The organism is Nonomuraea sp. NPDC049709 (assembly GCF_040674815.1).
Lineage (GTDB): Bacteria > Actinomycetota > Actinomycetes > Streptosporangiales > Streptosporangiaceae > Nonomuraea.
In genome coordinates this window covers 137,824-150,490 of sequence record NZ_JBFANM010000014.1, presented here as the reverse complement: position 1 = coordinate 150,490, position 12,667 = coordinate 137,824, and the positions used below count along the sequence as shown (strand labels likewise).

The following is a 12,667-nucleotide window of genomic DNA, read 5'->3' as shown; positions in this document are numbered from 1 at the left end:
TCGCTCTGTGCCGGGAGCCCCGCGCTGCGCTAGCGTGCTGACGTGATCAGGAGCAGGCTCGACACCGGGAGCGACGACTACCGGCTGCGCCGTGAGGCGATGCTGGCCAAGCTGGCCGAGCTGGCCGCCGAGCACGCCAAGGCGGTGGCCGGGGGCGGTGCGAAATACGTCGAGCGCCATCGCGCCCGCGGCAAGCTGCTGGCCAGGGAGCGGATCGAGCTGCTGGTCGACCCCGACTCCCCCTTTCTGGAGCTGTCGCCGCTGGCGGCCTGGGGCAGCGATTTCCCCGTGGGGGCGAGCGTGGTGTCCGGGATCGGGGTGATCGAGGGCGTCGAGTGCGTGATCACGGCGAACGACCCAACGGTCCGCGGCGGCGCCTCCAACCCGTGGTCGCTGCGGAAGTCCCTGCGCGCGTCCGACATCGCCCTGCGCAACCGGCTCCCGTACGTGAACCTGGTCGAGAGCGGCGGCGCGGACCTGCCGACGCAGAAGGAGATCTTCATCCCGGGCGGGCAGATCTTCCGGGACCTGACCAGGCTGTCGGCGGCGGGGGTCCCGACGGTGGCGCTGGTGTTCGGCAACTCCACGGCGGGCGGGGCCTACGTGCCCGGGATGAGCGACTACGTGGTGATGGTGCGGGATCGGGCCAAGGTGTTCCTGGGCGGCCCGCCGCTGGTCAGGATGGCGACCGGGGAGGAGTCGGACGACGAGTCGCTGGGCGGCGCGGAGATGCACGCCAGGGTCAGCGGCCTGGCCGACTACCTGGCCGAGGACGAGCACGACGCGCTGCGGATCGGGCGGCGGATCATCGCCTCGCTCGGCTGGCGCAAGCTGGGCCGGCCGCCGGAGCCGGAGGTGCGGGAGCCGGCGTATCCGGCCGACGAGCTGCTCGGGATCGTGCCGGAGGATCTCAAGGTGCCGTTCGACCCGCGGGAGGTGATCGCGCGGGTGGTGGACGGGAGCGAGTTCGAGGAGTTCAAGCCGGTCTACGGGGCCTCGCTGGTGACGGGGTGGGCGCGGATCCACGGCTATCCGGTGGGGGTGCTGGCCAACGCCCGCGGGGTGCTGTTCAGCGCGGAGTCGCAGAAGGCCACGCAGTTCATCCAGCTCGCGAACCAGTCGCGCACGCCGCTGGTGTTCCTGCAGAACACGACCGGCTACATGGTCGGCAAGGACTACGAGCAGAGCGGCATCATCAAGCACGGCGCCATGATGATCAACGCGGTGTCCAACTCGACCGTGCCGCATCTGACGGTGGTCATGGGGGCCTCGTACGGCGCGGGCAACTACGGCATGTGCGGCCGCGCGTACGATCCCCGCTTCCTGTTCAGCTGGCCGAGCGCCAAGTCGGCGGTGATGGGGCCGGCACAGCTCGCCGGGGTGCTGTCCATCGTGGGGCGGGCGTCGGCGCAGGCGAGGGGGCAGGTGTACGACGAGGAGGCGGACGCGGCCATGCGGGCGATGGTGGAGGCCCAGATCGAGGCCGAGTCGCTGGCGTTCTTCCTGTCGGGCCGACTGTACGACGACGGGGTCATCGATCCGCGCGACACCCGTACGGTGCTGGGCATGTGCCTGTCGGCGATCAACAGCGCGCCGGTTCCCGAGGCGGCGGGATTCGGGGTGTTCCGGCCGTGATCACCCGCCTGCTCGTCGCGAACCGGGGCGAGATCGCCCGCCGCGTCTTCCGTACGTGCCGGTCGCTCGGCATCTCGACGGTCGCCGTGTTCTCCGACCCCGACGCCGGCGCGCCGCACGTGACCGAGGCCGACCTGGCGGTGCGCCTGCCCGGCGCCCGCCCCGCCGACACCTACCTGGACGTCGAGCGCGTCCTGGCGGCCTGCCGGGCGAGCGGTGCGGACGCCGTGCATCCCGGCTACGGCTTCCTGTCCGAGAACGCGGACTTCGCGCGGGCCGTGCTGGCGGCCGGCCTGGTGTGGGTCGGGCCGCCGCCCGAGGCCATCGCCGCCATGGGCGCCAAGGTCGGGGCGAAGCGGCTGATGGCGGAGGCCGGCGTGCCCGTGCTGCCCTCGCTCGACCTGTCCGATCCCGGGGAGTTCCCGCTGCTGGTGAAGGCGTCCGCGGGCGGGGGCGGGCGGGGGATGCGCGTGGTGCGCGGGCCCGGGGAGCTGGCGCGCGAGGTGGAGTCGGCGCGGCGGGAGGCGGAGACGGCCTTCGGCGACGGCACGGTGTTCGCGGAGCCGCTGCTGGAGGGCGCCAGGCACGTGGAGGTCCAGGTGCTGGCCGACCGGCACGGGGCCGTGTGGGCGCTGGGCGAGCGCGAGTGCAGCGTGCAGCGGCGGCACCAGAAGGTGGTCGAGGAGTGCCCCTCGCCGGGGATCTCGGACGGGACGCGGTCGGTGCTGTACGACGCCGCCGTCCGGGCCGCCCGGAAGATCGGCTATGTCGGGGCCGGGACGGTGGAGTTCCTGGTCAAGGGGGAGCGGGTGGCGTTCCTGGAGATGAACACCCGGCTCCAGGTCGAGCACCCGGTCACCGAGCTGGTCCACGGCGTCGACCTCGTACGCCTGCAGCTGGAGGTGGCCGAGGGCGCGGCGCTGCCGCCGGACCCGCCCGCGCCCGCCGGGTGGGCGGTCGAGGCGCGGCTGTACGCGGAGGACGGGGAGCATCTGCCGCAGACGGGGGTGTTGCGGCGGTTCGAGATCCCGGGTGACGTGCGCGTGGATTCGGGGGTGGAGTCCGGGTCGGTCGTGTCGCCGCACTACGACGCGATGCTGGCCAAGATCGTGGCGCACGGCTCGACGCGGGCGGAGGCGGTGCGGAAGCTGGTGACGGCGCTGCGGCGGGCGAAGCTCCACGGCCTCACGACAAACCGCGACTTACTGCTAAAAATCCTGACAAATCGGGATTTCATGGCTGGCGACACGCACACCGGTTTCCTCGACCCCGGCGGTCCCATCCGCAGCGTCCCCGAAACCGGCCCCGAAGCCCCCGACGAGCTCGCCGTGCTGGCGGCCGCGCTCGCCACCGCCGCCGCCAACCGCCGGCGCGCACAGGTCCTGTCCGGCCTGCCCGCCGGCTGGCGCAACGTGCGCTCCCAGCCCCGCGTCGCCTGCTTCGTGGAGGCCGAGGTGGTCTACGACCCGCTCCCCGACGGGGTCTCGGTCGTCAGCGCGGAGCCGTACGCGGTGGTCCTGGAGCGCGACGGCGTCCGGCGTACGTTCGAGGTGGCCTCCTACCCGGACGGAAAGGTCCACGTCGACCACGCCGAGGGCCGCGCGGAGCTGACCCCGGTCCCCCGCCTGCCCGAACCCGCCGAACACCTCGCCCCCGGCTCCCTCCTCGCCCCCATGCCGGGTAGCGTGCTGCGGGTCGAGGTGGAGCCCGGCGACCGGGTGACCAGGGGCCAGGCGGTCCTCGTCCTCGAGGCGATGAAGATGGAGCACCGGATCACCGCCCCGGCCGACGGCGTGGTGTCCGGCGTACACGTGGAGAAGGGCCAGCAGGTCGACGCGGGAGCCGTGCTGGCGATCATCCAGGAGGGGGACCGATGACAAGCCTGGTGCACCAGGACCTCGCGGGGGGCGTCGCGACGATCACGCTCGACTCGCCGCCCAACCGCAACGCCCTGTCCGTACGCCTGCTCGGCGAGCTGGCCGACCGGCTCGGCTGGGCGCTGGCCGAGCCGGAGGCCAGGGTGATCGTGCTGACCGCCACGGGCACGGTGTTCTGCTCCGGGGCCGACATCAAGGAGCAGCGCGCCTCGGAGGGCCGGCCGGGGGCGCCGGTGACGGCGTCGTTCCCGGAGGTCCTGGAGCTGCTCTGGGAGAGCCCGAAGCCGGTCATCTGCCGCCTCAACGGCACCGCGCGGGCGGGCGGGCTGGGGCTGGTGGCCGCGTGCGACTTCGCGATCGCGCCGCTGACGGCGTCGTTCGCGTTCACGGAAGTACGCCTCGGGGTCGCCCCCGCCATGATCTCCGTGCCGGTGCTCAGGAGGCTGGGCGCCCGCGCGGCGGCCGAATACTTCCTGACCGGCGAGGTGTTCGACGCCGCGCGGGCGGCGGAGATCGGGCTGCTGTCGAAGGCCGTGCCGGAGGAGGAGCTGGACGCTACCGTCGCCCGCTACGCCAGGATGCTGATGAAGGGCGGGCCGGAGGCCCTGGCGATCACGAAGCGGCTGGTCAGGGAGGTTCCCGGGGTGTCGTTCCAGGAGGGGTTGCGGCGGATGACCGAGCTGTCGGCCGAGCGATTCACCTCGGAGGAGGGCCAGGAGGGCATCGCGGCCTACATGGAGAAGCGGCCGCCCAAGTGGGTCCCGCCGCAGGTCTGATCATGGTCCTGCGCGTCGCGAACTGCAGCGGCTTCTACGGTGACCGCCTCTCCGCCGCCAAGGAGATGGTCGAGGGCGGCCCGATCGACGTGCTGACCGGGGACTGGCTGGCCGAGCTGACGATGCTCATCCTGGCGGGGAACCGCCTCAAGGGCCGCCCCGGTTACGCCCCGACGTTCCTGCGCCAGCTGGAGGACGTCCTGGGCCCCTGCCTCGACAGGGGCATCAAGATCGTGACCAATGCCGGCGGCCTGGACCCGGAGGGCTGCGCGGAGGCCGTGCACGAGCTGGCCGCCCGCCTCGGCCTGTCCCCCGCCGTCGCCCACGTCACCGGCGACGACCTCACCGGCCGCCCGCTCGACCTGGTCAACGCCGACACTGGCGAGCGCCTCACGGCCACGCCCCTGACCGCGAACGCCTACCTCGGCGGCCGCCCGATCGCGGCCGCGCTGTCGGCGGGCGCGGACGTGGTGGTGACCGGCCGCGTGACGGACGCGGCCCTGGTGACGGGTCCCGGCATCTGGCGGTACGGGTGGGGGCCGGACGACCTCGACCCGCTGGCGGGCTCGGTGGTGGCGGGCCACGTCATCGAGTGCGGCTGCCAGGCCACGGGCGGCAACTACGCGTTCTTCCAGGACGTACCGGACCTCGCACACTGCGGCTTCCCCCTCGCCGAGCTGCGCGCGGACGGCTCGGCGGTGATCACCAAGCATCCCGGCACGGGCGGGCTGGTCTCGGTCGGCACGGTCACGGCGCAGCTCGTGTACGAGCTGGGCGGCCCGCGCTACCTGGGCCCCGACGTGGTGGCCAGGTTCGACACGATCACGCTGTCGGACGACGGGCCCGACCGGGTGCTGATCTCGGGCGTGCGGGGCGAGCCGCCACCGGAGACGCTCAAGGTGGCCGTCAACTACCTGGGCGGCTACCGGAACACGATGACGCTCGTGCTGACCGGCCTGGACGTGGCGGAGAAGGCGCGGGTGGCGGAGGAGGCGATCTGGGCGCGGATCCCCCGCGAGTCGTTCGACCAGGTGGACGTGACGCTCACGGAGTCGGGCCTGCTCAGGATCACGGTGATGGACGCCGACCCGCGCCGGGCCGGCCGCGCCTTCTCCTCGGCCGTGGTGGAGACGGGCCTGGCCAGCTACCCGGGCTTCTACGGCCTCACGCCACCGGGCGACGCCTCCCCGTACGGGGTGTACTGGCCGGTCCTGGTGCCCGCCTCGGAGGTCCGCCCCCGGGTGTTCCTGAACGGCCGCGAACTCCCCGGCCCCGACCCGGCCACCACCGGCGCGCCCGTACCCGGGGCCCGAGCGGCCGGCCCCGGCGCCCCGGAGACCGTTCCCGCCCCGGCGGGCGATGTCGTGCGCGTCCCTCTGGGCCGCATCGCCGGGGCCCGCTCGGGCGACAAGGGCGGCAACGCCAACCTCGGCGTGTGGACCGACACCCGGGCCCGCTACGACTGGCTGGCCGCCCACCTCACCTCGGACGCCCTCAAACAGCTCCTCCCGGCGCTGAAGGACCATCACATCGACCGCCACGACCTGCCCAACCTCAAGGCGCTCAACTTCGTCGTGCACGGCCTCCTGGGCAGGGGCGTGGCGGCCAGCCCGCGCATGGACCCCCAGGCGAAGGCCCTGGGCGAGGAGCTACGCGCCCGGCCCGTGGACCTCCCGGAGGCCCTCCTCCCCTGACACGGCCCGCCACCCCAGCAGCCCGGCCCCCCGCAGCCCGGCGAGCACCCCCAGCTCCGACACCCGCACCTCGGGCGCCGGCCGGAACCCGAGCCGCGCCGCCAGCCGCTCCCGCAGCGGCACGATCAGCGCGTCCCCCGCCAGCGAAACCCCGCCGCCCACCACGACGGCGGCGGGGTCCAGCACCAGCGTGTACGTCGCCAGCGCCAGAGCGAGCGCCTCCACCGCCTCCCCCCACACCTCCACGGCCCGGGGATCCCCCGAGGCGGCCAGCCGCACCACCTCCTCGGCCGAGGCCACCCCGCAGCGCGCCGCGACGGCCGAGCCGGACGCGTACGCCGCCAGGCAACCCCGCTGCCCGCACCCGCAGGGCAATCCGTCCGGCCGCACCGGCACGTGCCCGATCTGCCCGGCCCAGCCGCCGGCACCCCCGTACAGCGCCCCGGACAGCACGACGGCGCCCGCGATCCCCGTGCCGATGGGCAGGTACAGCACGTCCGCCCCGCCCGCCCCGTACGCCAGCTCAGCCTCTCCCGCCGACCGCACGTCATGTCCCAGCGCGACCGGCAGGTCCACGTCCGTGAACGCGGCGGCGGGCACGTCGCGCCACCCGAACGCGGCGGAGAAGACGGCGTGCGTCGGCGTGACCAGCCCCGGCACCGCCAGCCCCACGGCCAGCGGCCGGGCGCCGCCGCGCGGCCGGGCGAGGTCGGCGACGAAGGCGGAGACCGCGGCGATCACCCGATCCGGGCCTTCGGCCCGCGGTGTGGGCCGTCGGTAAAAATCCAGGATTGTCCCATCGCGGGCGATATATCCGCCTTTCATGGTGGTGCCGCCCAAATCAATCGCGGCCACGTAATCCATCCGGATATCCTCCACCCGCAGGAGCCTCAGCCACGCATAAGGACACGCATGACCGTACGCCGCCTCGCCCTCGACGACCTCGACGACTGCTCCCGGCTGGCCAAGGACCGCGGCTGGCTGCCCGAGCGGCACAAGTGGCGCCTGCTGTTCGAGATCGGCGAGGTGTACGGTATCGACGCCCCCGACGGCGACGGCCTGGCCGCCACGACCATCCTGACCCGCTACGGCGACGACCACGCGGTGATCAGCATGGTCCTGACCGCCTCCAGGTTCGGCAGGCAGGGCCTGGCCCGGCGGCTCATGGAGCACGCGCTGGAGCAGGCGGGCGGGCGCACGGTCTCGCTGTACGCCACCGAGCACGGCCGCCCCCTGTACGAGCGGCTCGGCTTCCGTGTCGTCGGCCGGGCGGCCAAGCACACGGGCGTCTTCAGGGGCGAGCCGTCGGGCCGGACCCGCCCGGCCACGGAGGCGGACCTCGGCCGGATCCTGGAGCTCGACGCCGAGCTGTTCGGCGCGGACCGGTCGGCGGCGCTGCGGCGGATGTTCGGCTTCGGGGAGCAGGTGCGCATCGCCGAGGGCGGCTTCGGCCAGTGCTGGCGCAACGACGACAACACGGTCATCGGCCCGGTCGTGGCCAGGGACGAGGAGACCGCCCGCGCCCTGATCGGCGACCTGGCGCTGCACGCGGGTGGCGAGGTGCGCATGGATTTCGACCTGGCCAAGGCCGGCCTGGTCGGGTGGGCGGGCGAGCACGGCATCGGGAACCCGTGGCAGGTCTCGATGATGGTGCGCGGCGGCGAGCTGCCCGGCGACCGCTCCTGCCAGTTCCTGCCGTACATGCAGGCGCTGGGTTGACCGTGCGCGCGGCGCTCTCATAGGGTCGGCTACCAGAATATCGTTCTGTCGAAGGGCGGTACATGACCTCCACCCACATCGACGTCGGCGCCATCGACTTCGACGCGCTGGGCGCGTGGATGGACGACCAGGGCCTGCCCGGGGGCCCGATCAGCGGCACCGCGCCGGTCCTGGGCGGCACGCAGAACGTCATGGTCCGCTTCGAGCGCGCCGGCCGCCCGTACATCCTGCGCCGGCCCCCCATGCACACCCGGCAGAAGAGCAACGAGGTGCTGCGCCGCGAGGCGCGGGTGCTGGCGGTGCTGCGCGACACGCCCGTCGCCGCGCCCCGGCTGGTGGCCGCGCAGACCGAGCGGGAGCCGGTGTTCTACCTGATGGAGCCGGTGGCCGGGTTCAACCCTTCGACGGGGCTGCCGGAGCCGCACGCCTCCGACCCGGCGATCAGGCACCGGATGGGGCTGGAGGCCGCGGCGGCGCTGGCCGAGCTGGGGCGGGTCGATCCGGGGCTGCTGCCGGGGTTCGGCCGGCCCGAGGGGTTCCTGGAGCGGCAGGTGCCGCGCTGGCTGAAGGAGCTCGACTCGTACGCGCAGTTCGACGGCTATCCCGGCCCCGACATCCCCGGGCTGCCCGAGACGGCCGACTGGCTCGCCCGCCACCTGCCCCGCGCGTTCACCCCGGGCGTCATGCACGGCGACTACCACTTCTCCAACCTCATGTTCGCGTGCGACGGCCCGCGCGTGGCCGCGATCGTGGACTGGGAGATGTGCACGGTCGGCGACCCGCTGCTCGACCTCGGCTGGCTGCTGGCCACCTGGACCATCAACAACACCCACGTGCCGGGACTGCCGGCGCCGCAGGAGATCGTCTCGTACTACGCGGCGCTGTCGGAGCGGGACCTGTCGGCGATCGACTGGTACGCGGTCATGGCCTGCTTCAAGCTCGGCATCGTGCTCGAGGGCACCCACGCGCGGGCGTTCGCCGGAAAGGCACCGCGGGACATCGGGGATCTTCTGCACGCGACGACTTTGGGATTGTTCGAGCGGGCACGGGAGTTCATGGACGGTTCACTCGGCTGACGGCCCCTCATCACGATTTCCGGAAAAACGATCTCCTCGCAACCCCCGGGACGTACAATTGCGCGCAATTGCATCTGTTCTCGGGGAAGGATCGTCATGCGTATGCGGTTCCTCGGCTCCACCTCGGAGGCGGGCGCCTGCCCCACCTTGTACGAGACCGACCGCGGCACCATCGTCGTCCAAGGTCTGCAGGTCACCGACGCGGAGGCCCTGGCGGACCTGCGCGACGTGCTCGACGGCGAGACCGCGGTCGAAGTGCCCCGCGAGCTCATCACCGAAATCGCCCGCCGTGTCCTACCCGAGGGCGCGGCAAACGCTTACCCGACCGGCGGAGGAATACCGACGGCTACCAGTTGATCACAATTGCGGCGGGCCCTGGCATGATCGGCTCTCGCAGGTCTAGCCTCTTGCGGCGTGACGTCCTTTCAGCAGGCGCGCATCGACCTCGGCAGCCAGCTACGTCAGCTGCGCGAGGCCGCCCACCTGTCGGGCAAGGAGCTGGCCGAGCGGCTGCGCTGGCAGCCGTCCAAGGTCTCGCGCCTGGAGAACGCCCGGCAGACCGCTACCGAGGATGATGTGGTCGTGTGGGCGCAGGCCGTCGGCGCCTCGCCCGACACGACCGACGAACTGATCAGGCAGTCGATCGCGCTGCTGGAGCGGCACGACGACTGGAAACAGCGCCACCGCAGCGGCCTGGCGGCGATCCAGGAGGACGTGCGCGACCTGGAGGCGCGTACGAAGCTCTTCCGCGTCTTCGAGCCGGGCATCATCGTGGGCCTGCTGCAGACCTCCGAATACGCCAGGCACGTGTTCCGCAAGGTCAAGCGGCTCTACAGCGCCGCCGACCAGATCGACGCGGCGGTGCGGGTGCGGATGCAGCGCCAGGAGATCCTGTACGACCGGACGCGGACGTTCAGGTTCGTGGTGACCGAGGCGGCGTTGCGTACGGCCCTGGCGCCGCCCGAGGTGATGCGCGGCCAGCTCGACCGCCTGCTCGCGGTGAGCACGCTGCCGAACGTGGAGTTCGGGGTGATCCCGTTCGGCACGGAGTTGCCGGCCAACCCGATCAACGGGTTCTGGATCTACAACGAGGCCATGGTGGCCGTCGCCACGATGACGAAGGACCTGATCCTGCGCGACCCCGATGACATCGCCTTCTACGTGCGAGCCTTCGACGATTACGCCAAGGTGGCGGAGTTCGAGGAAACCGGCCGGGAGGTCATCATCGACATTCTTCACGAATACCGGAAACAAACTCCACATTAACCGCAGCAATTGCTTGCCTCCCACCGCAAGATCGTGCAATTCTGTGCGAGACGTTGCGGAGGTGACGCATGATGCTTGATACCGCGCTCTGCCTCGAGCGGTTCGCGTGGCACGCGGGTCGTCACGCTGACCTGTCGGTCCATCGCCTCGCGCTGTCGAGCGACCCCGCCTACGTGTCGGTCCGCAATCGCTTCTCGGCCACCCTCGCGGAGACCGTGACCTGCTCCGACGAGGGCGCCTTCATCACGTCGTGGGGCTACCGCCTGGGCACCACGGAGGACGTCGAGTCCGCCGCCGCCCGCCTCGCCTTCCTCCTGGCCGCGCTGCCCGCCTGAGCGGGCGGCGTCACGGTGTCCTGAAGGGGATGTTGAGCCAGGGGCTGTTCGGGTCGGTCGTCAGGATCCGATGGGCGTCGAGCATCTCGCCGTACCAGTCACCGAACTCCTCCTCGTCGAAGTGGAGGCAGCGCCCCAGGATGTAGGCGGCCGAGAAGTCCTCCCAGGACCGGTAGTTGATCCGGCTGACCCGTCCGGCGTGCAGCACGGCCCGCTCGGCCTCCTCCAGGCTGCAGTAGCGGGCGCCGAGTCCCCAGCGGGCCATCTTCGAGGCCCGCCCGTAGTCCCACGCCTCCACCGACTGGACGAACCTGCCCTCGGCGAGCAGCCCGTCCGCACGGAACCGCGCCTCATATCGGGTGATGCGTCCGATGAGCCGTTGCGCCCCGGCCACCTGGGCCTCCGCCTCGGCGTCGCCGAGAGGGGCGGGCCCGGGAGTGTCGTCGCTCAGGCGGCTCCGGAGGACGCGGGAGGTCACGTTCCGCCAGTGGTCCACCTCGACCACGCCGCCGAAGTCGCGGGCCAGGGTCCGGCGGACGCCCAGCACGAACTCCCAGACCGGGCTGCTCATCCGGCCGCCGAGCAGGGCCTCCTGCGCGCTCTGCCACCCTTCCCGGCCGGTGATGTCCCACCACTCCCGCAGACGCCTGCGCTCACGGACGTAGCCGGTGCCGTGCCAGCCCATCGCGTTCCAGAGGGAGCCGTTGCTGACGCACAGGAGCGCCCCGCAGGCGAGCCCGTGAGCCACCGGGCCGTGGAGCGGGCCTCCGGACCACAGGGTCCGCAACTGGTTGCGGCGGGGATACGTCGCACGCTCGGCGTGCCGGCGCCAGGTCTGCCGATGGGCGGCGGTCGCGGGGAAGAACGCCTCACAGGGGGTGCCGGGGTTGACGGCCAGCCACTCGTCGTCCTGAGGCCAATCCTGCACGAGTTGCGCCAGATCGGTCAGGAAGAAGACCGGATCGGGCACGGGCGCCGGGAGCATCCCGTCGGTGAAGAACGCGAGGCACTTGGCGCCGTGCCGGGGGCCCCAGTGGGCGGCGTTGAAACGGATCCAGCCGGGCTTCGCGTCGGCCTGGGCGCGCGTCATCGCGTGATAGAGGTTCGCGGTGGCGAGGACGTCGAAGTACGCGGCCCAGTCGCCGTGCGCCTTGGCGTCGTACAGGCGGTGTTCGATCTCGGTGGGTGCCCGCCAGGGAGGGGCGGGCGCCGCCGCTCCTCCCATGAGTGGTGCACCCTGGTCCGTAGTGAGATCATGCCCCGTCCCCATGCCGCCGTAGATTACCGGCGTTCCCCCTCACCCGGTGGTCACGGGCACCGCCGCTAGCAGCCCGCCTTGTAGAGCACCTTCTGCACCTCGGGCTGATCCACGTTGTCCGCGGTGACGATCGTGGCCTCGGTCGGGATCGACGGCGTGACCTGCTGCCCCTTCACCGCCGCGACCGCCTGCTCGACCCCCTTCGCCCCGATGTCCCCGGGGAGCTGCGCGATCAGCGCCTGCACGACGCCGTCCTTGAGCTGCTTGACCTGCGCCGGCCCCGCGTCGAAGCCCACCATCTTGACCTGCCCGAGCTTGCCGGCCTGCTGGAGCGCCGAGCCCGCCCCGGTGGCCGAGTTGAGGTTCGCGGCGAAGATGCCGGCCAGGTCGGGATCCTTGGCCAGGGCCGCGTTCACGATCCTGGACGCCTCACCGACGTCGTTGTGCGAGTACTGAACCCCAAGGGAGGACATGCCCGGATGGCTCGCCTTGATCTCGTCCTCGAACCCCTTGATCCGCGCGTCCACGGTGCTGACCCCCGGATCGGTGGAGATCACCAGCACCTTCCCCTTGCCCCCGACCTGCTCCGACAGCGCCTTGGCCGCCGCCGCGCCGCCCTTGAGGTTGTCGGTGCTGATCCTCGACAGGCCGATGCTCTGGTCCTCGACCACCGTGTCCACCAGGATGATCTTGATGTTCTGCTGCTTGGCCTGGGTCAGCGGCGCGATCATGGCCTTGACGTCGGTCGGCGCGATGAGCAGGGCGTCCGGCCGCCCCGCCACGACCGAGTTCACGATCGGCGTCTGCAACGTGGGGTCGAACTTCTGCGGCCCCTGCACGTCCAGCGCCACGCCCAGCTCCTTGGCCTTGGCCCGCGCCCCGCACGCCATGGTCTCGTAGAACTCCTCGCCCGCCAGCCCCTGCACGAGCGCCACCCTGACCTGGCCGGAACCACCACCACCCCCGTCACCGCCGCACGCGGTGATCATCAACAGCGCTCCTCCGAGAACGGCCATGGCCTTGCGCATGGT

12 protein-coding genes are annotated in these 12,667 nt (G+C 72.1%); 9 read left to right on the top strand and 3 right to left on the bottom strand.

Annotated elements, in window-relative coordinates:
• Positions 1–99 precede the first annotated feature (99 nt).
• From AB0J69_RS16455 to AB0J69_RS16440, 4 genes are read left to right on the top strand one after another with little or no spacing between them, the layout of a single operon-like run.
• Entirely contained in the window at positions 100–1,635 is a 1,536-nt protein-coding gene (locus AB0J69_RS16455) for a carboxyl transferase domain-containing protein (protein WP_364117718.1), read from the top strand.
• A complete protein-coding gene (locus tag AB0J69_RS16450; protein ID WP_364117617.1) occupies positions 1,632–3,512 on the top strand; it encodes a biotin carboxylase N-terminal domain-containing protein in 1,881 nt (626 codons plus the stop codon). The genes AB0J69_RS16455 and AB0J69_RS16450 overlap by 4 nt, the downstream gene beginning before the upstream one ends.
• The gene (locus AB0J69_RS16445) at positions 3,509–4,288 is read left to right on the top strand and encodes an enoyl-CoA hydratase-related protein (protein ID WP_364117615.1); all 780 of its coding nucleotides are present in this window, start codon (positions 3,509–3,511) and stop codon (positions 4,286–4,288) included. Before AB0J69_RS16450 ends, AB0J69_RS16445 begins: the two co-directional genes overlap by 4 nt.
• A gap of 2 nt (positions 4,289–4,290) precedes the next feature.
• On the top strand, positions 4,291–5,982 hold the full coding sequence (locus tag AB0J69_RS16440) for an acyclic terpene utilization AtuA family protein (protein WP_364117613.1): 1,692 nt from the start codon (positions 4,291–4,293) through the stop codon (positions 5,980–5,982).
• Here the strand turns inward: AB0J69_RS16440 and AB0J69_RS16435 are convergent.
• Complete coding sequence (locus AB0J69_RS16435) at positions 5,938–6,846, bottom strand: ROK family protein (protein ID WP_364117611.1); 909 nt, start codon at positions 6,844–6,846, stop codon at positions 5,938–5,940. The genes AB0J69_RS16440 and AB0J69_RS16435 overlap by 45 nt on opposite strands.
• Positions 6,847–6,894: 48 nt before the next feature.
• Here AB0J69_RS16435 and AB0J69_RS16430 point away from each other — a divergent pair, with 48 nt between their 5' ends.
• The 5 genes from AB0J69_RS16430 (at position 6,895) to AB0J69_RS16410 (ending at position 10,378) form a co-directional block, all read left to right on the top strand.
• Positions 6,895–7,701 carry a GNAT family N-acetyltransferase gene (locus tag AB0J69_RS16430; RefSeq protein ID WP_364117609.1) on the top strand — a complete coding sequence of 269 codons (807 nt, stop codon included), beginning with the start codon at positions 6,895–6,897 and terminating at the stop codon, positions 7,699–7,701.
• A gap of 62 nt (positions 7,702–7,763) precedes the next feature.
• The gene (locus AB0J69_RS16425; RefSeq protein WP_364117607.1) at positions 7,764–8,777 is read left to right on the top strand and encodes a phosphotransferase family protein; all 1,014 of its coding nucleotides are present in this window, start codon (positions 7,764–7,766) and stop codon (positions 8,775–8,777) included.
• 96 nt (positions 8,778–8,873) lie between these two features.
• Entirely contained in the window at positions 8,874–9,134 is a 261-nt protein-coding gene (locus AB0J69_RS16420) for a hypothetical protein (protein ID WP_364117605.1), read from the top strand.
• Between the two features lie 57 nt (positions 9,135–9,191).
• Positions 9,192–10,043, top strand: a complete 852-nt coding sequence (locus tag AB0J69_RS16415) for a helix-turn-helix transcriptional regulator (protein WP_364117603.1) — start codon at positions 9,192–9,194, stop codon at positions 10,041–10,043.
• Positions 10,044–10,111: 68 nt separating this feature from the next.
• Positions 10,112–10,378, top strand: a complete 267-nt coding sequence (locus tag AB0J69_RS16410) for a hypothetical protein (RefSeq protein WP_364117601.1) — start codon at positions 10,112–10,114, stop codon at positions 10,376–10,378.
• A 10-nt stretch (positions 10,379–10,388) separates the two neighbouring features.
• Here the strand turns inward: AB0J69_RS16410 and AB0J69_RS16405 are convergent, their stop codons facing one another.
• Together AB0J69_RS16405 and AB0J69_RS16400 are read right to left on the bottom strand one after the other, a co-directional pair.
• Complete coding sequence (locus AB0J69_RS16405; protein WP_364117599.1) at positions 10,389–11,603, bottom strand: DUF1266 domain-containing protein; 1,215 nt, start codon at positions 11,601–11,603, stop codon at positions 10,389–10,391.
• Positions 11,604–11,701: 98 nt separating this feature from the next.
• Positions 11,702–12,664, bottom strand: a complete 963-nt coding sequence (locus AB0J69_RS16400; protein WP_364117597.1) for an ABC transporter substrate-binding protein — start codon at positions 12,662–12,664, stop codon at positions 11,702–11,704.
• Positions 12,665–12,667 lie beyond the last annotated feature (3 nt).